Annotated in this window: 20 protein-coding genes; 8 read left to right on the forward strand and 12 right to left on the reverse strand. The window is 33.6% G+C overall.

The window, feature by feature from the left end; translation table 11 throughout:
* The 9 genes from CLU81_RS05280 to CLU81_RS05320 all read right to left on the reverse strand — a co-directional run bounded on the left by CLU81_RS05280 (nt 1) and on the right by CLU81_RS05320 (nt 9,330).
* Complete coding sequence (locus CLU81_RS05280) at nt 1-690, reverse strand: hypothetical protein (protein ID WP_099708870.1); 690 nt, start codon at nt 688-690, stop codon at nt 1-3.
* 3 nt (nt 691-693) lie between these two features.
* Nucleotides 694-1,404: a DUF434 domain-containing protein gene (locus CLU81_RS05285; RefSeq protein ID WP_099708871.1), complete on the reverse strand. Its 711-nt coding sequence runs from the start codon at nt 1,402-1,404 to the stop codon at nt 694-696.
* An 86-nt stretch (nt 1,405-1,490) separates the two neighbouring features.
* On the reverse strand, nt 1,491-2,303 hold the full coding sequence (locus CLU81_RS05290; protein ID WP_099708872.1) for a hypothetical protein: 813 nt from the start codon (nt 2,301-2,303) through the stop codon (nt 1,491-1,493).
* A gap of 170 nt (nt 2,304-2,473) precedes the next feature.
* Entirely contained in the window at nt 2,474-3,274 is an 801-nt protein-coding gene (locus tag CLU81_RS05295) for a TatD family hydrolase (protein WP_099708873.1), read from the reverse strand.
* 252 nt (nt 3,275-3,526) lie between these two features.
* Entirely contained in the window at nt 3,527-4,399 is an 873-nt protein-coding gene (locus CLU81_RS05300; RefSeq protein ID WP_099708874.1) for an AAA family ATPase, read from the reverse strand.
* Between the two features lies 1 nt (nt 4,400).
* Entirely contained in the window at nt 4,401-5,417 is a 1,017-nt protein-coding gene (locus tag CLU81_RS05305) for an RNA ligase (RefSeq protein ID WP_099708875.1), read from the reverse strand.
* A 277-nt stretch (nt 5,418-5,694) separates the two neighbouring features.
* A complete protein-coding gene (locus CLU81_RS05310) occupies nt 5,695-6,465 on the reverse strand; it encodes a hypothetical protein (RefSeq protein ID WP_099708876.1) in 771 nt (256 codons plus the stop codon).
* A gap of 64 nt (nt 6,466-6,529) precedes the next feature.
* A complete protein-coding gene (locus tag CLU81_RS05315; RefSeq protein ID WP_099708877.1) occupies nt 6,530-7,060 on the reverse strand; it encodes a hypothetical protein in 531 nt (176 codons plus the stop codon).
* 752 nt (nt 7,061-7,812) lie between these two features.
* The gene (locus CLU81_RS05320) at nt 7,813-9,330 is read right to left on the reverse strand and encodes a TROVE domain-containing protein (protein WP_099708878.1); all 1,518 of its coding nucleotides are present in this window, start codon (nt 9,328-9,330) and stop codon (nt 7,813-7,815) included.
* A gap of 331 nt (nt 9,331-9,661) precedes the next feature.
* Between CLU81_RS05320 and CLU81_RS05325 the strand changes: the two genes are divergently transcribed.
* The 8 genes from CLU81_RS05325 (at nt 9,662) to CLU81_RS05360 (ending at nt 19,916) form a co-directional block, all read left to right on the forward strand.
* Nucleotides 9,662-10,276 carry a hypothetical protein gene (locus tag CLU81_RS05325; RefSeq protein ID WP_099712676.1) on the forward strand — a complete coding sequence of 205 codons (615 nt, stop codon included), beginning with the start codon at nt 9,662-9,664 and terminating at the stop codon, nt 10,274-10,276.
* Nucleotides 10,277-10,715: 439 nt separating this feature from the next.
* Nucleotides 10,716-11,729 carry a YafY family protein gene (locus CLU81_RS05330; RefSeq protein WP_099708879.1) on the forward strand — a complete coding sequence of 338 codons (1,014 nt, stop codon included), beginning with the start codon at nt 10,716-10,718 and terminating at the stop codon, nt 11,727-11,729.
* A 246-nt stretch (nt 11,730-11,975) separates the two neighbouring features.
* Entirely contained in the window at nt 11,976-12,434 is a 459-nt protein-coding gene (locus CLU81_RS05335; RefSeq protein ID WP_099708880.1) for a MarR family winged helix-turn-helix transcriptional regulator, read from the forward strand.
* A 53-nt stretch (nt 12,435-12,487) separates the two neighbouring features.
* Nucleotides 12,488-14,878: a 3-hydroxyacyl-CoA dehydrogenase/enoyl-CoA hydratase family protein gene (locus CLU81_RS05340; RefSeq protein WP_099708881.1), complete on the forward strand. Its 2,391-nt coding sequence runs from the start codon at nt 12,488-12,490 to the stop codon at nt 14,876-14,878.
* 91 nt (nt 14,879-14,969) lie between these two features.
* Nucleotides 14,970-16,151: an acetyl-CoA C-acyltransferase gene (locus tag CLU81_RS05345; protein ID WP_055096034.1), complete on the forward strand. Its 1,182-nt coding sequence runs from the start codon at nt 14,970-14,972 to the stop codon at nt 16,149-16,151.
* 127 nt (nt 16,152-16,278) lie between these two features.
* Nucleotides 16,279-16,644, forward strand: a complete 366-nt coding sequence (locus tag CLU81_RS05350) for a four helix bundle protein (protein WP_099708882.1) — start codon at nt 16,279-16,281, stop codon at nt 16,642-16,644.
* A gap of 41 nt (nt 16,645-16,685) precedes the next feature.
* Nucleotides 16,686-18,491 (forward strand): acyl-CoA dehydrogenase family protein, encoded by a 1,806-nt coding sequence (locus tag CLU81_RS05355; protein ID WP_083693002.1) that lies wholly within the window; start codon nt 16,686-16,688, stop codon nt 18,489-18,491.
* A 330-nt stretch (nt 18,492-18,821) separates the two neighbouring features.
* Nucleotides 18,822-19,916 (forward strand): glycoside hydrolase family 18 protein, encoded by a 1,095-nt coding sequence (locus tag CLU81_RS05360; RefSeq protein ID WP_099708883.1) that lies wholly within the window; start codon nt 18,822-18,824, stop codon nt 19,914-19,916.
* 70 nt (nt 19,917-19,986) lie between these two features.
* Here CLU81_RS05360 and CLU81_RS05365 read toward each other — a convergent pair whose 3' ends face one another.
* The 3 genes from CLU81_RS05365 to CLU81_RS05375 all read right to left on the reverse strand — a co-directional run bounded on the left by CLU81_RS05365 (nt 19,987) and on the right by CLU81_RS05375 (nt 22,053).
* Nucleotides 19,987-20,478: a hypothetical protein gene (locus CLU81_RS05365; RefSeq protein ID WP_099708884.1), complete on the reverse strand. Its 492-nt coding sequence runs from the start codon at nt 20,476-20,478 to the stop codon at nt 19,987-19,989.
* Nucleotides 20,479-20,574: 96 nt separating this feature from the next.
* Nucleotides 20,575-21,498, reverse strand: a complete 924-nt coding sequence (locus tag CLU81_RS05370; protein WP_233209663.1) for a transporter — start codon at nt 21,496-21,498, stop codon at nt 20,575-20,577.
* A gap of 36 nt (nt 21,499-21,534) precedes the next feature.
* On the reverse strand, nt 21,535-22,053 hold the full coding sequence (locus CLU81_RS05375; RefSeq protein WP_099708886.1) for a DUF4251 domain-containing protein: 519 nt from the start codon (nt 22,051-22,053) through the stop codon (nt 21,535-21,537).
* Nucleotides 22,054-22,078: the final 25 nt, after the last annotated feature.

Raw genomic sequence — 22,078 nt, forward strand, 5'->3', positions numbered from 1 at the left:
TTATTCTTCTAAAAAATGTTCTAAAAACCCAATGAATTTCTTTCCGTCCCGCGACCATCTCATTCCTTGTCCGTTTGGAATTCTAATTTCATAAACGACATCATGTTTGTAATGAAAAAACACATTCCACCATGTTTTATTTGCAATAATATAGTGAACCAATTTTTCTACCGTTTCCTGTTTCTGTTGGTTATTTCCTTTTATTTCGCCAAAAATACTGTCTTTTTTTCTGCCAACATGTTTTTCCCAAGCTCGCACTACAATCGAGGTTTCTGTATTAAAAGGCTGTAAACAACTTTCTAAAAGTATTTCTTTTGAAGGCGGAATTGCGGTTTCATCACGAACACTTGCCGAGGTTAATCGTTGTCCCAAAATAAGCAAAATAATTTCGAATGGCGTCTTTTCGAACATATTAATAATTTCGAATTTCACTTGATCCAAATTACTTTCTAAAGCTTCAAAAACAGCTGTGAAATAAGGCAGAAAAACTTCTTTAGAAATTACAATCTCTTCTTTAAAATAAGGCAATCCTGAAACTTCAGAATTTGGATTTTGATACCAATAAAACAGGTTTTTCGAGAAACCATTTAGATTTTCATCGGTAAGAAACAAAGCATATTTATCTTTCCATTCTTTTGGCAAGTCTGGTATTGTTGCTTTTAATTCGTTACAAAACTGATTTTCATTCATTATTTATTGGCTTTCGATTATGGTTTCGTGAATATCTAATTGAGCCAAAACATATTTTATCAAATTAAAATTAACTTGACTATTATCCAAAATCCAGGCATCAGAAGTTATTGCGATCAAATTACTTTCGGCAATTATTTTATCTGGATTATTGACCAAATCAACTTTCCAGTTATAATTGTTTAAAGTTGCCATTTCTTCTATCATTTGCTTTAGTTTTCCGCTATTCGAAACTGGTTTATCAAAAACCCATTGTATCTTTTTAATCTTTTCTTTTATAAAAAAATCAGCTATAATTTCGATTGCCTGCGAGGTTTGCTGCACTTTTTTATAAGTTCCGTAAACACTTGACAAATCTCTGACAAATCCGTCTAATCCTTTAAAAACATAGGCATTCGACAAAATACTTTCTAACAAAATCAGCACATTAAATCCATCAATAATGATTTCTTTTTCGGCCAGATTTTCAATTTCTTTTGATTTTCGATTTTCAATTTGACTTTTAGAAGCGCTCATTCCGCGAACGGCTTGTTGCTGACGCGAATTTAATCTGTAACGATTTCCAACTAAAACCAATGTTGCTTTTTCGCCATATCCTCTGCTTAGAAAATAATGCATATCGGCAACGGCTTCTTTCAGTTTTTCCTGCATTTTTAATGTGCCGAATAAAACGTCGTCGCTCGCTTCTTTTCCTCGGTTTTTAAGATTTGTCATTTTGTGAAATTATAAAACATTGTATCATTTAGAATCTTCATGCTTAACCGTTTTTTGACAAAATGAATCGTTTATTTATTCAATTATCAAACTAAAAAATCTGAAATCAATCGTTGTTTGAATCGATCTATAGGTTTTAGATCGACATTTGTATCTCCGTTATGAATATCAAAAGGATCGTCTAAACCGCTGATTAATAAATACAAATAGCAAAATATAAAGGTGATCGCAGAAGTCACCAAATAATCTGCCGAAGGACTTTTGAATTTGCTAATCAATAAAAACGACATCACGATAAACAAAATACTTTGAAGCAAAATATAGGCTGGTTTGATAAAGTTATTTCTCGAAATCGAATAAGCACGCGTAAGTTGTTTTCGCATTGCATTGGTATTTTCCTGTATGCCTTTTATGGCTTCTTTGTCAACACCTCTTTCGGCAAAATAATAGGCGATTTCATTTGACTTTCGAATTAAAGGAAAAATAACGGTAGAATCTTTTCCGCTCGAATATATCCAATCAATAATGCCATTTGTAATAAAAATCATTTCCTCGCGCAAAAAAGCACGGTTTAAATCTTCCTTGCACAAATCAGAAGTTCCAGTTCTTGGCGCTTTAAAAGCCAGATAAATCCAATCTTTTATCGCTTCCAGATTTGAAGCAACTTCTCCCGGGATTTTTTCGCTTTCTTTAAAATCCGTCATCGTTGCTGCCAGTAATAATCCAAAAACAAAAAATGCGCCTGTAAAAATAATCGTGATATCTGATAATTCTATCAAATAATGAAAATCCTGTCCGTAGAAAGATAGATTTTTGAATACAAAATTTTTAATTCCTAATATAGCCAGAGCGGCAATTAATGATTTTATGATTATGGTTCTGTGTAGTACGAATTTCATTATTATTTTTTCGGCAAATTAAATAAATATTTATATCTCCTACTCTATGCTGATATAAATCTGTTTGTTTTTTTATTCTCTTGGTCTGGTTTTAATCTCGCAAAGACGCGGAGTCGCAAAGTTTTTTTTGTTTTTATCCTTTGTCCCTCTGCACCTTTGCCACTTTGAACCTAAATCTCAAAAAAGCTTTTTGCATTCTTCGTCGTTTCCTCAGCAACTACAATTCCCGAAACTCCTTTGAACTGTACAACTGTTGCTGCAACAAAAGGCAGAAAAGCTGGTTCGCAGCGGCGTTCGTGGTATTTTTTCAAGAGATTATTAGGAGTGTTTTTAGGAAGCATAAATGGCGCATCGGTTTCGATCATTAATCTATCAAGCGGAACGTATTGAATTACTTCTTTTAAATGTTCAAAACGTTTACTGTCTGAAATCGCTCCGGTAAAACCAAGATAGAATCCGTTATCGAGATACGTTTTGGCTTCTTGCAAACTTCCTGTAAAACAATGTACAACGGCTTTTGGTAATTGTGGCAAATACTCTTTTGTAATGCTCATAAACTTTGCAAAAGCGGCTCTTTCGTGCAAAAACAAAGGTTTCTGAACTTCGATCGCCAATTCTAGTTGGGCTTTATAACAGGTTTCCTGTACATTTCTTGGCGAAAAATCACGATCAAAATCGAGTCCGCACTCGCCTACCGAGACTATGTGTTTCTGTTTTAATAAATTTCTCAGTTTCGAAATGCTTTGTGCATCAAAACTCTTCGCATCATGTGGATGAATTCCTGCCGTTGCATATAATATTCCCTGATATTCTTTTGCTATTCGAGCAGATTCTTCACTATTTCTTACGCTTGTTCCCGTTAGTATCATTTGCGATACATCGGCGTCTAAAGCGTTTTGTACAACATCGTCTATGTCGTTTTGGAATTGTTTATTGGTTAAATTAATTCCTATGTCTATGTATTGTTTCATTTTTTTTTAAGTTGCTAAGGTTCTGAGAGGCTAAGGTGCTAAGGCTTTTTTCCTCTCTGTTACCTTATTTTTTTTATTTTTTTGGAGAGTAAAGAGACAAGAAGCAAGACTTTATGTTAAAACCTCATTTCTTTCTTCTTGTATCTTACTTCTCACCCTTTTTCATCTTGCTTCTTGCTTCTTGCTTCTCACATCTTTCATCTAACTTCTCACGCCTTTGTCCCTTTGTTACTTTGAACCTTTGAACCTTTCCTAAAAATCCCCATAATAAACTTGGAAGCACGGTAATTTCAAGTCATTTCTCCAGGTGTCAACTACTTGGTTTCTATCGTCGAGAACAAATTCTACAAAGTATTTATCTTTTATAGATTCGTTGTAGATTTCGGTTTTGATGATCGAGTCTTTTCGGCTATCCTGAGTTTTTCGCATGATTAAAGCATCGTATTCGATTTCGTGTTTTTCAAGAAACCTCAACGTTGGTGCTTTGTATCGGTCTTCTCTTCCCGAAACTAATAATATCTCATAACCCAATTTCTTGTAATTTCTCAACACATTTGCCACCGGATCATTGATTTCGTCCTGATCACATTTGCTTGCATCAAACGGGTTTCTTCCGTTCATTAAAGCCAAAGTTCCGTCAAGATCGCAGATAATTGCTTTTGGCAAATCTGGGTTTTGGATCGCGTATTCCGGTGAATCTTTAAAGAATTGTCGGTGCATTTTTTTGATCACTTTTTCGCCAACAGGTTTTTCTCTCAAAGCATCTCTTTCGATACAAATCGCAACATCTGTATTGACTTCCATAACCTCAACTTCTACCTTTTCGTTGAATTTTGTGTTGTATTCTTTAACTAATTGTGAAACTCGTCTTAAATTAGTTTCTGACAAATTGGTATCATCAATCACAATGCTTTTTCCTTCTTCTAAAGCTTTTACGATTAATAAATCACGCACTTTTTTAACGAATTTCTCGTTGCTTTGGCTTGTATTTCCGTTATCAAACATAGCGCGCAAATCGTCTCTGTTGATTCTTTTATAAGTTTCTGGATTATCTGCAATTATCTTTTTTGCCAAAGTAGATTTCCCACTTCCCGGCAATCCTTTCATTAAAATTACTTTTCTCATTTTATTCTTCTTCTCTATTAAACGGTTTTTCAAATGTTGGCCGAATCATTTTCCATATAATGACCGAATAATCTTTGTTATTCAGCATTGCAAATAATACGCCCGGATGTTTACAAGTCATGAAATACAAAGCGGTTTCTTTGACAGTTTCTAATACTTTGAAATCCTTTTTTGCCTGATTTTTTATTACCGCATATTGATTTTCTAAATCTTTCTTAGTTTCTTTTACCCAATCAAAAAACTCATCGGGAACACGTTCCAGAATTTCTTCCATTGGCTGATTTGTTTTCAAATATTCCCAGATATTCAAATTAGAAACCTGAGTAATAATTCGGTGTAAACGAAGATACTCTTCAAATTTAATTTTTACTCTAAAGTTGTTTGCATATTTAATTATAAAACCTTCTTTGTTCGCAATATCCATTTCTTTTAAAAGGGAAATATCTTTGATTCCGTTGTATTTTTCAACCAAAGGAAATCCAATATCTTCCAGCGGAAATTCTTCACCTGTTTGTGTATCAATAATGGCAAGTAAAACCAATTCTTCCGCCGAACCATAATCTAAAACAATTCGGTTTTCAGGATAAATAATCTCGAATAAATAGGTTTTGTTTTTATCCAAAAGTGACCATGAATTTCTATATTTTCCGTGTAACATTTTATTCGCTTTATCCGATTGTTCGCTTGCAAAAGAACCTCGGCTTGCCATAAACGGAACCTCATCTATCCAATACAAGATTCCCATTGAACCATCCATTTTATCATAAACTTCAAAAGTGGTATCCGGAAGTATTTGATTTTCCATTTCGCCCAAATTAAAAAACTTAGGAAAAGGTCTTGCAATTACATTCTCTTTTTCGTCCAAAATTAAACCTCTGCACGCCAAAGTAACATCATTCCAAATTCTTTCAAATTGTGCACTTTGTGTGTAATTATAAATATATAAATCATGTTTAGGATGTTTGTTTACCCTTACATAATTTTTGGAAATCATCTCTTTTAAAAGCGTTATATTCATTAGTTCTTTTCTTTGAACAAATATTCAAAAGTTAGTGCGCAATCATTTTGCGTAGATTTTTTTTTTAAGGGACAAAGTTGCAATCCCGGAGTTTCGGGACATAGAGACAAAGGTTTTGTTTCGTAACGATTTTCTCATTTTATGTCATTGCGAGGGACGAAGCAACCACACTAATAAAATCACACCAGGAACTCCTCAGTCAAAATCGCCAATTATTGTCGCGCTTCTTGCGAGGATTTCTCCTTCGTCGAAATGACAAACAGAACGATTAGATCAATTAAAATTTTTCATTTAACATATCAATACATTCCTCTTTACAAGTCAAAAATCCATTTGCAGATTTAAATTCTCCAAAATTTTGAAGCAGTTTCAACCAATGATTAATATATCGCTGTAAAATCATTTTATCATCTGCAGTAATTGTTTTTCTATAGATAAAGTCACTCAAATCATTGTAATGGCTTATGAAGTTCTTTTTGGTATATATTTCAATATCATTTTCGATAAGTGCAATATTTTGTCCAATATAAAAAGCTATGATTTTCCAAATATCTGCATCTGGTGTATTCTTCTGATGAAACTCTGAAAGTGAAAGAAAATCTATTTTGCCAAGTACTTCCAATTTCAAATTAAAATCATGTATTCCTTTTATAATTGGGCGAATCTGAGTTCTGTATTCTGTTCGTGTTAACATGGTTAAAACGGTACGAACAGCTTTGTAAATCGCCAATGTTTTATTCCTGGTTTGTCTTTCGGTTATTAATAAATCATATTCCTGTTGATGTAAACTATAGGTTTCAAGAACAGCATTATTAAGCGAATCAATCCATGATTTGGTAAAAATTGTATCCGAAATTTTCCCGTTTTCGATAACCGCTAATGTTGCATTCCATTTCAGATCATATTCTTTCAAAAGAAAAAAGACCTTGTTTTTTCGGTCTTCCTGCGTTTCCGGCATATCTTCTTTTGGAACTATAATAATAACATCCTGATCTGTAGAATCATCAGAACCATAAATATAATAGGGATATGGGAAAATATTTTTCATTATAAATTGTATTAAATGAAGCCGCAAAATTGCTGCATCATTATATCATTATTTCGTATAATTATTAATGATTTAAGAATTCATACTTCAGATATTCTTTCAAATTGTTTCTGAATACAATTATATCACCACCCATAACAGAAATAACTGGAGAAAGATATTTATTCTCGAAAACAACAAGTACTCTGTGGTTGTAAATTGGAATGTAACCTACAATTTTAGAAACGTCAAATCCTGCTTCTGTTAAAACTTCTTCTGCATAAAACCTGAATTTGTTTATATCTTCAATCAACCATTTTGATTTCTCAATATCTCTTGGATATTGGTAGAAAAAATCAACAAATCTTATTTCCTCTTCTCCATCTGGATCAATTGAAATTTCCGGAGTATCTAATCCTCCCAGAATTAAAAGCATTTCTCTATAGTCCCAAGGAAAATCAAAGCCAAATAATACTTGTAATTGATCTATTTCTTTTCTGCTAATACCTTTTGTAAACTTGGTATTAGGTTGTATTTGAAATCCATAACAATCATCTCTGAGTTGTATCTTTTGAAACTTCTTTTCGGCTTTATATTTTATTTCTTTGATTGTCATAATCTAAAATATTTATGTTTTTAATTTTAAAAGAGGTAATGTTTAGGAATGGTCTAATTTTCTTTGGAACGAAGTAACCATTTCCTGACGACACTCTTTTTTTTAAGAGCAATATTGTATAAGTGATGATTTTCATGTAAGACGAAGTAACACTTTATACACGGCATCTTATAATTTTGAAAAAGCAACAATTGATGAGAATTCTTTTTGGAACGAAGTATTTCTCACACACGACATTTTTCGAATTAAAAAGAAGTTAAAGGCAATAAGAGAAACGGGGCTTGTCTTGCCAGAGTCGAACTGGATAACCTTGCTGCTTCTAAAACTTCGCTATTCCTCCCCAAATTTGAGACGAAGTAACCCTTATTTACGACATTCTTTTTTATTTTTAGTATTGGATAATAAGCAATAAGAGACTATATAATTGTGTGTTACCATTTCACTATCAGCCTAAACTGAACAGGATTCGAACCTGTACTACAATTCCCCTGAAGTAACTCTTATCTACGAAACCAATACTTATTTTTTAAAACAAGGCAACTGGCAATAAGTGACATATCCTGCTCTAACCACTGAGCTACATTTCTGTAATTAAACAGAATTGGTGGGGATCGAACCCACGTCCCGGGCGTTATCAATGCGAAGTAACACTTATCTACGACACTTGTTTTTTATTCTTATTTTCAATGAACATTTCTATTGCAAAGATTCAAATACTACTGCGCGATTATTTTGCGCAGTAGATTTTATTTTTACAATTCTATTCGGTTGATGTAATTCAAAGCGCTGCTTTTATCGTCTAAAGCATTCAATACATCAAATACTTTATCTGACCAACCGGCAATTAAATACACATCGTTTTTCTCGACATTTATTGGTGCCTGACCGTAACCTGCCAAATCAAACAAATACAATTTTGCATTTGGTGCGATATTTTTATAGCGGTTCCAGGAGTTTGCAAATGAATCTTTTGTGTAATTACTATTCCACATTTGAACATCTGTAAACAACATTACTTTGTCTACTATTTCTTTTCGGCTAATCAAATCTTCCAAAACCAAATAACCGTTTGTCGAATAACCTACTTCACCTTCGCGTTTGTAATACTCGTTTACATTTGACAATATGGCTCGTTTTGGCATATTGATTATTTTCCATCGATCACCAAACATACCGCTTACGACATTTTTACAACGGTTTTGCATCAACATACCCAACATCAAACCAATATCATAAAGCATTACTTTACTTTTTGGCGAGATATTTTTTTGCATCGAACCCGAAACGTCACAAGCAATTACAACTGATGTATGGATATCGAAACCTTTTATATTTTGTGCACTCACCAAAACGGCATCTTCTAAAGCATCCAAAATCATGGATATATATTTAGAATCTAAGGTTTTTAACTCGCGATAAGCGGCTAAAAATCGGAATGGTAATTGTTTCGAATTTGCAACTGCTTTTTCATTAGAAAGATAATCACAAACTTTTAATATATGAAATCGCGAAACGTTGGCTTCGACTATATTTCGTAAATTTCGCAACAAAGCCATGTAACCAATTTTGTTACTATCGATCAATTCTTCCCATTTTTGAGTGAATGCTTTTTGTTTTTCGGCTTCGTTAAAATACTTTATCTGACCTATTTTTGACAATTCGGTTTCCCAGGTATATGGCGTTTCTAAACTATCGTTTACTATTTTATTGAATAATATTTGTTGTGCTTCGTCTTTTGCTTTTGGATGTACCAAAAACAATGCATCTTTTAATTTTACTGCACCATCTCGGTTGTATTTTGCGAATTGGTATTCATCAAATTTATTGAATGAATGCGCCAAACCTTTTTGTATTTGTTTAGACAAACGGTTTAATTTTTTGATTCCGTTTCGCTCGTTTGCCATTTGGTAATACGCCAATAATTCGGTTATTTCGTCTGCACGTTGTATAACTTGTGTAATCATTTTACTGATTAAGGAATCACCGGAATATATTTTTGCCAATTCAACAATTAATACTAATGGAACTGAACGCATATGCATTTCGTTTCGGGCATAAACGGCTAGTTTTGCAACAAAAACAGGATCAGCTTTTTTGATCAACTCTTTAATTCTTTCTAAACGAGTTGTATCTTTTTCATAAAATGAAGCATTCAAACTTGTTGTTACAACCGCTGCATACAATTCATAATCTGTTGTTAATGTATATGCTGTTGCATTTTCGTAATTCATTACGGTGTTTTTTTCTTTTGCTAAAAAATTGAATTTCATAATTTCTCGTTTTTAAAAATTAAACAATCTATCGTTGTTCCTTTTTGACATTACAAAGATTTCTGAACTACTACGCAATTATTTTGCGCAGTAAAAAAAGAATTCTATATTTGAGTAAACATTTATTTAGCAAAATCGTGTAAGTCCCTTTAGGGATGGCATATTTATAATTTTTTCAGGTACATTTCAAAAACCTCATCGAGGTGACATATTTTAATAATAAAGATAAAACCGAAAATACCGCTCCTATGGAGCTTTGCTATTACATCAGAAATCAGTTATAAATATTATGCTCCTCTGGAGCTATTTACCAGATTTAAACAAAAACAACATGAATCTAAAGGAAAAATACACTGAATTGCTTGCTAATATTGGCTTTGATGAAAAAGCGATTCAGCAAAATTGGCTTGATTTAGAAAAAACATATTCCGGTAAATCAAGGCATTATCATAATCTGACACATATTAAGGATATGATTCTCTGTTTTGAAACGTATTCTGACAGACTTAGAAATCCTGATGAAATATTATTTTCTATTTTTTATCATGATTATGTTTATAAGAGTTCTAAAAAAGATAATGAACTCAAAAGTGCTGAATTTGCGTTATCGATTTTACCTGAAAATAGTTCATTTGATCGTCAATTGGTTTTTGATGCGATTTGTGCAACGCAACTTCATCAGTATAATGCAAATGAAGATATTAATTGGTTAATTGATTTTGATTTGAAAATTCTCGCCCGCAATTGGGATGAATATCAGATTTACTTTGAACAAATTAGAAAGGAATATCGCATTTATCCTGATTTTCTCTATAAACCTGGACGCGCAAAAGCTTTGAAACATTTTCTGGAATATGAGTTTATTTTTCAGACTGAGGAATTCAGAGGTTTATATGAAGAGAAAGCGAGAATTAATATTGAAAAAGAGATTTTATTGTTGAGTTAGATATTAATCGCGCAGAGTCGCAAAGTTTTTTTGCCACAGATTAAAGGATTAAAATGATTGCGTTATTTGTGCGAAAATACGATGATAGCACAAAGTATTTCCGTAGAGGCGCACAGCAGTGCGTCTTCCGCAACGTGAATAAATTGTGGTTACATTGTGTGAGACGCACTGCTGTGCGCCTCTACGATAATTGGAATAAACAATTGAAACGGAAAGCCCGACTAGGAGGGACATGCCCAAAAACAAGAAATAATTATAAGAAATTAAAATATCTAAAATTTGAATCTCGCAAAGTCGCGAAGTCGCAAAGTATTTATTTTTTTTTAAGCTAAAGATTAAGAGATTAAAATGATTAAAAAAATCTGCTTAATCTACTTAATCTGCGAGAGACAAAAAAAACTTTGCGACTTCGCGACTTTGCGAGCAAAAACATAAAACTATGTCACAAAACAAAAATGCCTTAATACGGTACAAAACCATTGACAAATGTCTGCAGAATAAATACAGGCAATGGACTTTGGAGGATTTAATCGAATGTTGTTCTGAAGCTTTATTCGAATATGAAGGTCGAGCAAACCCAATTAGCAAACGAACAATCCAAATGGATATTCAGTTGATGCGAAGTGAAAAACTGGGTTATAATGCGCCAATTGTGGTGTATGATAAGAAGTTTTACAAATATGATGACGACGAATTTACGATAACGGATATTCCCCTGACGGAAACAGATATGAATGTTTTGACGGAGACAGTTTCGATGTTGAAGCAGTTTAAGGATTTTTCGTTGTTTAATGATGTGTCAGATATTTTGCAGCGTTTGGAGGATAAAATCTACTCGGAGAAATCGCATACGAAACCTGTTATTTATCTGGATAAAAACGAAGGTTTGAAAGGTTTGCATTATTTAGATGAGATTTATCAGGCGATTATTAAGAAGGTTGTTCTGATGATTACGTATAAATCTTTTAAATCTAAGGAAGAAAGTAAGTTTCATTTTCATCCTTTTATTTTGAAGGAATTCAATAATCGTTGGTTTCTAATTGGAAAGACTAAGGGTTCTCAACCGATTACGAATTTAGCTTTGGACAGAATTATTGCGATTGATTACGATTTTAGCCTTCCTTACATAGAGGAGGATTTTGATGCTGATGTGTATTATAAGAATATTATTGGCGTGACGGTAAATACTGGTTTGAAACCGAGAAAAATAGAACTTTGGATTGATGCAACAAACGCGCCTTATGTTTTGACAAAACCGCTGCATCATACGCAAAGACTGATTCAGGAAAATGAGGATAAGAGTATTATTGTTCATTTGTTTATTTCTGCAAATTTTGAAATGGAACGCATTATTTTGGGTTTTGGAGACGGAATTGAAGTTTTGCAACCTGAAAACCTGAGAAACAGAATGAAAAAAATCCTTCAAAATGCGATTCAGCGATATGAAGACTAAAGTTTATTCGCACTTTATTATACCTTTTTTTACATAATGAAGAATTTTAGAGACTTTTTGACTCGGAAAACATTTTTTAAGTCTTAAATTTTGTTAAAATCCCAAAAAAGAATAGTATATTTCAATTAAAAATTAACCCTAAACCCCTCTAATTCAGAGATATTTTTTTACTAACCAAAAATTTATCATAAATTAATATGCATGCATAGTATTTTTTGATTATATTTGAAATCGATATAGTTACTTATGAAAGACAAAACAATAGATTATATTTTGAGAGCTACATGGCAAGCCGTATCAAGAATGTATAATGAGGAGGCTGCAAAATACGATGCTACAATGGCGACGGGATTTGCGCTTTTGAGTATAGATAAAGAAGACGGAACTCCATCGACCGCTTTAGGGCCAAGAATGGGTATGGAAGCCACAAGCCTTACGAGAACATTGAAATCAATGGAGGATAAGGGTTTGATTGTTCGTAAAAAAAATCCAAGTGACGGCCGTGGTGTTTTGATCTACCTGACGGATTTTGGAAAAGAAAAAAGAGAATTATCTAAAAATACGGTTTTGAAATTTAATGAGAGTGTTAGAAAACATGTTTCTGACGAAAAGCTGAAACATTTTATCGAAGTCTCAGAAATCATAAATGAACTTATTCAGGATAAAAACATATTTAATCAAACAGAAAAACTGGAAAATGAATAACCTTATTTAATAAGGAAACCTCAAATTCAAACAAAAACAAATATTAACGACTTATGAAACGCACAATTAAAAAAGTTGCTGTAATTGGATCCGGAATTATGGGTTCAGGAATAGCTTGTCATTTTGCCAATATTGGTGTTGAAGTTTTATTACTTGACATCGTACCACGCGAGTTGACAGAAGCTGAAGCTAAAAAAGGATTAACGCTTGAAAGTAAAGTTGTTCGCAACCGTGTAGTAAACGAGCACTTAGCGAATTCATTAAAATCGAAACCGTCTCCTATTTACAGTCAAAAATTTGCTAACAGAATTACGACTGGAAATACTACTGATGATATGGCAAAAATTGCCAATGTTGATTGGATTATCGAGGTTGTTGTAGAACGTTTGGATATCAAAAAATTAGTTTTTGAGCAAATCGAGAAATTCCGTAAACCGGGAACTTTGGTTACTTCAAACACTTCTGGTATTCCAATTCATTTTATGAGCGAAGGAAGAAGCGAAGATTTTCAACAACACTTCTGCGGAACTCACTTTTTTAACCCTGCGCGTTACTTAAAGTTATTTGAAATTATTCCTGGTCCAAAAACTTCTACTGAAGTATTGGATTTCTTAAACGAATACGGATCTAAATTCTTAGGAAAAACTTCGGTTGTTGCTAAAGATACTCCGGCGTTTATTGGAAACAGAATTGGTATTTACGGAATCCAAAGTTTATTCCATTTAGTTAAAGAAATGGGATTAACGATTGAAGAAGTTGATAAATTGACTGGTCCGGTTATTGGTCGTCCAAAATCGGCTACTTTCCGTACTGTTGACGTTGTTGGTTTAGATACTTTGGTACACGTTGCCAATGGTATTTATGAAAACTGCCCAAATGACGAACAACACGAATTGTTTAAACTTCCTGATTTCATCACAAAAATGATGGAGAATAATTGGTTAGGAAGCAAAACAGGTCAAGGTTTTTATAAAAAAGTAGATAAAGATATTCTTTCTTTAGACTTAGATACATTAGAATACCGCGCTGCTAAAAAAGCAAATTTTGCTACGCTTGAACTGACAAAAACTATTGATAAACCAATCAACCGTTTTAAAGTTCTTGTAAAAGGAAAAGATAAAGCGGGAGAATTTTACCGTAAGAGTTTCGCCGGAATGTTTGCTTATGTGTCAAACAGAATTCCTGAAATCTCAGACGAACTATTCAAAATTGATGATGCGATGAAAGCTGGTTTTGGATGGGAAAATGGTCCATTCGAAATCTGGGATGCAATTGGTGTTGCAAACGGAATCGAAATCATGAAAGCAGAAGGTCTTGAACCAGCTGCGTGGGTTACTGAAATGTTGGCTTCTGGAAGCGAAAGTTTCTACTCTGTAAAAGAAGGAGCAACTTATTTCTATAACATTCCAACAAAATCACAAACTAAAGTTCCTGGACAAGATTCATTCATTATCCTAAACAACATTCGCGAAAGCAAAAAAGTTTGGAGTAATAGTGGTGCAATCATTCAGGATTTAGGAGATGGAATCTTAAACTTAGAATTCCAATCTAAAATGAATACAATTGGTGGCGATGTACTTCAGGCTATCAATAAAGCAATCGACTTATCTGAAAAAGAATATCAAGGTTTAGTTATTGGTAATCAAGCAGCGAATTTCTCTGTTGGTGCTAATATCGGAATGATTTTCATGATGGCAGTTGAGCAGGAATATGACGAGTTGAACATGGCAATCAAATTGTTTCAGGACACGATGATGCGCGTTCGTTATTCTTCTATTCCAGTTGTTGTAGCGCCTCACGGAATGACTTTTGGTGGTGGATGCGAAATGAGCTTACACGCTGATAAAGTGGTTGCTGCTGCTGAAACTTATATGGGATTAGTTGAATTTGGTGTTGGTGTACTTCCTGGTGGTGGTGGATCTAAAGAAATGGCTTTGAGAGCTTCAGATTTATTCCGCAAAAATGATGTGGAATTAAACGTTCTTCAGGAGTATTTCTTAACAATCGCAATGGCAAAAGTTTCTACTTCTGGTTATGAAGCTTTTGATACAGGACTTCTTCAACATGGTAAAGATGTTATTGTGGTAAACAAAGATCGTCAGATCGCTGAAGCTAAAAAACATGCTTTGTTAATGGCTGAAGCTGGTTATACACAACCGATCAGAAGAACTGATGTGAAAGTATTAGGAAAACAAGCTCTTGGAATGTTCTTAGTTGGAACGGATCAAATGGAAGCTGGAAAATACATTTCTGAGCACGACAAGAAAATCGCTAACAAACTTGCTTATGTGATGGCTGGTGGTGATTTATCTGAAGCAACTTTAGTATCTGAACAATATTTATTAGATATCGAACGTGAAGCTTTCTTGAGTTTATGTACTGAACGTAAGACTTTAGAGAGAATTCAGTATATGTTAACTAAAGGAAAACCACTTAGAAATTAGAAAATAGAACAAAGAGAATAGAATATAGATTTTAAGACTTCAAAGTCTATTTTCTATACTCTATCTTCTATACTCTTAAAAAACGAAACAAATGAAAACAGCATATATAGTAAAAGCTTACCGTACTGCGGTAGGAAAAGCACCAAAAGGGGTTTTTAGATTTAAAAGACCTGATGAATTAGCTGCAGAAACCATTCAGTTTATGATGGATGAATTGCCTGATTTTGACAAAAAACGTATCGATGACGTTATGGTAGGAAATGCCATGCCGGAAGCTGAACAAGGACTTAACGTTGGACGTTTGATCTCTCTTATGGGATTAAAAGTAGAAGATGTTCCTGGTGTAACAGTTAACCGTTATTGCGCATCTGGATTAGAAACTATCGGAATGGCAACTGCAAAAATCCAATCAGGAATGGCAGATTGTATCATCGCTGGTGGAGCTGAAAGTATGAGTTTTATTCCGATGGGAGGTTACAAACCAACTCCGGATTATAAAGTTGCTGCTGCAGGTCACGAAGATTACTATTGGGGAATGGGTTTAACTGCGGAAGCGGTTGCTAATCAATATAAAATTTCAAGAGAAGATCAGGATGAGTTTGCTTACAACTCTCATATGAAAGCCTTGAAAGCTCAAGCTGAAGGAAAATTTGACAAACAAATCGTTCCGATTACTGTTGAGCAGACTTTCATTAATGAAAATGGTAAAAAAGAAACTAAATCTTATGTTGTAAAACAAGACGAAGGTCCAAGAGCCGGAACTTCTGTTGCTGCTTTAGCTGGTTTAAGACCTGTTTTTGCTGCTGACGGAAGCGTAACTGCCGGAAACTCTTCTCAAATGAGTGATGGTGCTGCTTTTGTTTTAATCATGAGTGAGGATATGGTAAAAGAATTAAACCTTGAGCCAATTGCAAGACTTGTAAACTTTGCTTCTTCTGGTGTTGAGCCAAGAATCATGGGTATTGGTCCTGTAAAAGCAATTCCGAAAGCTTTGAAACAAGCTGGATTAACATTAAATGATATCGAGTTAATTGAATTAAACGAGGCTTTTGCTTCACAAGCTTTAGCAGTAACTCGCGAATTAAATATAAATCCAGAAATCGTAAACGTAAACGGTGGAGCGATCGCTCTAGGACACCCTCTGGGTTGTACTGGTGCTAAACTTTCTGTTCAGTTATTCGACGAAATGAAACGCAGAGGTAATAAATACGGAATCGTTTCTATGTGTGTGGGAACTGGGCAAGGAAGTGCTGGGATTTACGAGGTATTGTAGACTGTTTTTAAGAGGAAAGAAGCAAGAAGCAAGACTTAATTTTGGAATAAATAGGTTCTGAAAACAAGATTTAAAAAAGTAGTAAAAAGACTACTTTAGTATTTCTTTCTTATCTTGCCTAAAAAACATGAGACATAATTTTAAGAATTTGAAAATTTGGATTTTAGCAATGAATATTACAAATGATATTTATAAACTAACCTCAACTTTTCCAAAATTCGAAATCTATAGCTTGACAAGTCAAATGAACAGATGTTCTGTTTCGATGCCCTCTAACATAGCTGAAGGCTCAAATAGAGGTGCTAAACATTTTCAGCATTATTTGAATATTAGTTTAGGTTCGTCATTTGAATTGCAAACCCAATTATTGATAGCTTTTCAAAATGATTACCTATCTAAGACAAAAACAGAAGAAATAGAAAACAAAATAATTGAATTTCAAAGGATGACCACAGGTTTCATCAACAAGTTAGACAACAATCTTTCTTCTTGACTCTTGCATCTTAATTTAAAAACATACAAAAAACAAAAGCAATGGCAGATACAATCGAAAAAAACGTAACCCGTGGTGGTCAGTTTTTAGTTAAGGAAACAAAGTGCGAAGATATCTTTACACCAGAAGATTTTTCGGAAGAGCAGTTAATGATGCGTGACTCTGTAAAAGAGTTCGTTGACAAAGAATTATGGGCACACAAAGATCGTTTTGAGAAAAAAGATTATGCTTATACTGAATCATCTATGCGTAAAGCTGGTGAACTTGGACTTCTAGGAGTTGCGGTTCCTGAGGAATACGGCGGATTAGGAATGGGATTCGTATCTACAATGCTAGTTTGTGATTACATTTCTGGTGCTACAGGATCGTTCTCAACTGCTTTTGGTGCTCATACAGGTATTGGAACTATGCCAATTACGCTTTATGGTACTGAAGAACAAAAGAAAAAATATGTTCCTAAATTGGCTTCTGGAGAATGGTTTGGAGCTTATTGCTTAACTGAACCAGGTGCAGGATCTGATGCTAACTCAGGAAAAACTAAAGCTGTTTTATCTGAAGATGGAACACATTACTCTATTACAGGACAAAAAATGTGGATTTCGAATGCAGGTTTCTGTAGCGTTTTCATCGTTTTTGCTCGTATTGGAGATGACAAAAATATTACTGGTTTCATCGTAGAAAATGATCCGTCAAACGGAATTTCTATGAATGAAGAAGAGCATAAATTAGGAATCCGTGCTTCTTCTACTCGTCAGGTTTTCTTCAACGATACTAAAGTTCCTGTTGAAAACATGTTGTCTGAAAGAGGAAACGGTTTCAAAATTGCAATGAACGCTTTGAACGTTGGTCGTATTAAATTGGCAGCAGCTTGTTTAGATGCGCAACGTAGAGTTACTACAAATGCAGTTAAATATGCTAACGAAAGAATCCAATTTAACACTGCAATTTCATCTTTTGGAGCGATCCGTTCTAAACTAGCTGAAATGGCAACTAATGCATACGCTGGAGAAAGTGCTTCTTACCGTGCTGCAAAAGATATCGAAGACAGAATCGCTGCTCGTGAAGCTGAAGGAACTTCTCACCAAGAAGCTGAATTGAAAGGTGTTGAAGAATATGCTATCGAATGTTCTATTCTTAAAGTTGCAGTTTCTGAAGACGTACAATCTTGTGCTGACGAAGGAATTCAGATTTTTGGTGGAATGGGATTCTCTGAAGACACTCCAATGGAAAGTGCCTGGAGAGATGCTCGTATCGCTAGAATCTACGAAGGAACAAACGAAATCAACAGAATGCTTTCTGTAGGTATGTTGATCAAAAAAGCAATGAAAGGTCACGTTGAATTACTTGGACCAGCTATGAAAGTTCAGGAAGAATTAATGGGAATTCCATCTTTTGATACTCCTGATTTCTCTGAATTATTTGCTGAAGAAAAAGGAATTATCGCTAACCTTAAGAAAGTTTTCTTGATGGTTGCTGGTAGCGCTGTTCAAAAATACGGACCAGATTTAGATTCTCACCAACAGTTATTAATGGCTGCTTCTGATATCTTAATCGAGATTTACATGGCTGAAAGTACTATTCTTAGAACTGAAAAATTAGCTAAAAATCAAGGTGAAGCTAAAGTACAAGAGCAAATCGCTATGGCAAAATTATACTTGTATAAAGCTGTAGATATTGTTAACTCAAGAGGTAAAGAAGGAATTATTTCTTTTGCTGAAGGAGACGAACAACGTATGATGTTAATGGGACTTAAACGTTTCACAAAATATACAAACAATCCAAATGTTGTAGCCTTAAGAGAGGTTATTACATCTAAATTAGTTGCAGAAAACGAATACTGCTTCTAATATAAAAATAGTTTTTAGCTTTTAATTTGTTTAAACCCGCACTAATCCGAAACAGTGCGGGTTTATTTTTTTTCATCATACCATTGTAGAGGCGCACAGCAGTGCGTCTACACAAACCAATTTATCACCATGTAAGTAATATAAGAAAATGTAAGTAAGTTGGTTTATTTTTTGTCTATTTTTTTGTTTAAATGTGAAACAACGATTCGCAATAATTTCGCAACAATTTGCAATATTTTGTTAAAATTGACTTTCTGATCTTGTCAGAATAGTTAAATATTAAATGTATTACTTTATATTTAACATTCTAAAAACTCAAAAAAACATAAAATGAAACAAATTAACCTAATTGTCTTATTTGTTTTGTGCTTTTGTACCACAAATACATTTGCTCAAAAAAACAAAAAGATGGACATTATTGCTTACTATACTGGCGATGACAAACTAATTAATGAATACGAGGTAAACAAACTCAATCAAATTATTTTTAGTTTCTGCCATTTAAAAGAAGGTAAATTAAGTGTTGATTCTCCTAAAGATTCTACAACTATTAAATATTTAGTTTCTCTAAAAGCAAAAAATCCACAACTTAAAATTATTCTTTCACTTGGTGGCTGGGGAGGTTGTGAACCTTGTTCTGCCGCTTTTTCTACTGCTGAAGGAAGATTAACTTTTGCTAAATCAGTAAAAGAAGTTAGCAATTATTTCAAAGTAGATGGTTTAGATCTTGATTGGGAATATCCTGCAATCGAAGGACTTCCTGGGCATTTATATCAAGCTGCGGATAAACCAAACTTCACAGAATTAATCAAAATTTTACGTTCGACATTAGGCAAAAAATACGAATTGAGTTTTGCTGCCGGTGGTTTTCAAAAATATTTAGACGAATCTATCGATTGGAAAACTGTTGCGCCACTTGTAAATCGTATCAACATTATGAGCTATGATTTGGTAAACGGATATTCTAAAGTTACCGGACATCACACGCCTTTATACAGTACAAATCCAAAGGAGGAATCAACAGACAGAGCGGTTACTTATTTATTAAACCAAGGAATTCCTGCTGAAAAATTAATTATTGGAGGCGCTTTTTATACCAGAACATGGAAAAATGTAGAAAACGTAAACAATGGTTTATACCAAGCTGGAGAACATATTCCTGGTGTTGATTTTAAAAACTTTGCAACTACTTATACGGAGGCAAATGGCTGGAAATATTTTTGGGATGATAAAGCTAAAGCGCCATATTGGTACAATGAAAAAGAAAAAACATTTGCTACGGGAGACGATTTAACTTCTATAAAAGCTAAAACAGAATATGTAAAAGCTAAAAAATTAGGTGGAATCATGTTTTGGGAACTTCCTCTCGATTCTCCGCGCGACGGAATGGTAAATGCCATTTACGAAGTTAAAACTTCTAAATAAATCTATTTTCCAGAATATAAAAAAAAGCCGTTATTGAATCAATAACGGCTTTTTGTATATTAAAAAATAATTAATTTAATTGAACTTTTGATTTGTCTAATTCTCCAATAAAAGGAATTGACTCCAGAATTTCGGCTCTGATTATCGTTTGAAGATATACTTCTAATTGGATAAATTTTGCAGCATTTATGGCTCCAATAGCTTTCTTTGACTGTCCGTAAGTTTTAGAATATAATTTTTCATACCCTAAATGATTTTTCAAAGTTCCTTTTGCCAATTCATCTGCTTTTTCATCTGTTAAGGTTGCATAATTTGCGGCATAATCATTAATAAGCTGAAATTTCGTTTGCCCAAGTGCTTTACGTTCAGTTTCATAATTATCATACACTTTTGTAAAAGCAGCAGATTGTGCATCTGACAAATTCATGTATTGTTTTACAAGATCACTTTTTGATTTACCATAAACACTTTGAAGAACATCAATATCCTCTTTAAATGATGATTGAGCATAAGAAGAGAACGATGCAATTGCCACAATAAGAATAAGACTTAATTTTTTCATACTTATAAATTTTAATTTGTTTATAAATGGGTATCTATTTTCAAATATACTGATTTTTAAGCTATTAAAAAATACTATATAAAAATATTCTTACGATTAAAAAAACGAGTATTGATAGGCAACTGATAACGCATAATAATTTAATCCGTTATTAGTATACGCTCCTACGTGATATTGAAATTTAACTGATTGTCCTTTTCCAACTGGCGTAGAAAAGGTTCCTCCTACTCGCCAATTATCAATTTGGCTATCGTCTGAAACTCCATCTATTACGGTCTTTCCGCCAAAAAACCAATTGGTATTAAAACCAATCCACATATTATTTTTGAAGTAATAACTTGCGTGAGCTTGCAGACTATATGTTGCTTTTTGTTCTAACTTTTTACTTTTTAGATAATCGTTATTATTGGTATAAAACCAAATCCCACCATAAGCTTCGGCGTAGAGATGCGCAAAACGTTTTGAAACTCCAATTTCAGGTTTAAATCCCCAACGGTTTGTACCTATATTTACTTGTTTATCATCGTAGTATTTTCCGGTTGGAATTGATGTAACCAAACTAACTCCCAGAATTGTTTTTTGTTCAAAGTTTCTAAACTCGGATTTATCGAGCGCGGGCGAACCCAATAAATTGATTCCAAATCGCACTTTCATATCAGCAAAACCAGTTCTTGAACCCGTTAAAACATCTCCGTTTGTACTTGTTAACGATCCGTCCATAAAAGAATATGGAAGCGAAACCTGTATACGCGCTAATTTATTATACAACCCAAAAGTTCTAATATAATTTGCAGCCACATTATGACTCTGAATCGTGAAATCCTTTATAGGTAATGCAGGATCTGTTAATACATTTCCATCCATAAAAACATAACCAACAGCAATTACGTTCAGGTTTTTGGCAACATTTGCATAAACTCTGGGTTCTAAATCCTGACTAAAAGCTGTTATCGTAATGAATAAAAACATCGTCATGAAATGATGTTTCTGCGGCAAAATAAAAAGAGTCTTTTTCGGCATAAACAATAGAAATTCGGGACACAATGATTAGGTATTCTATTTCTTGCTTTCGTCTTTTTTAGGAGCTGAAACAACTCCTTGGTAAGAAATCGCAACTTTATTATTACTATTAATAGAAAGCGTTGCTCCTCCATCAGGAAAAACAGAAAAATACAAACTATAAACATCATCCTTACCTTTTACGGTCGCATTGATGTTGTAACTCTTTTTCTTTTTTTCAATCTGAATATTCTCCGGTACGCCTTCAAACTTCATTCCGCCATCTCCGCCATAAGGCACATAATAGGCACGACCAAAAAATGGTAAATCGCAAGTTGTTTTTGTTGTATTAAAATTCAAAAAATAAGTATTGTAATCTAAGTTTATCAGTCTTGAACCTAAAGGCTGTGCTTTTTGCGCTTCAAAAACAAAATTCTTAGAATTAATAAGATCTTCAATTGCTTTTTGTTTTTGTAATTCCCTTTCTGCTTTTAATTCTTTCTTTGTCTTTTCCTGAGCAAAAACAGTTATATTAAAAAAGCAAAACAACATCAATACTGTTATTTTAGTTTTCATGAAACATTTATTTAATAAAGTTTAG

The sequence above is a fragment of the Flavobacterium sp. 9 genome (assembly GCF_002754195.1).
GTDB lineage: Bacteria > Bacteroidota > Bacteroidia > Flavobacteriales > Flavobacteriaceae > Flavobacterium.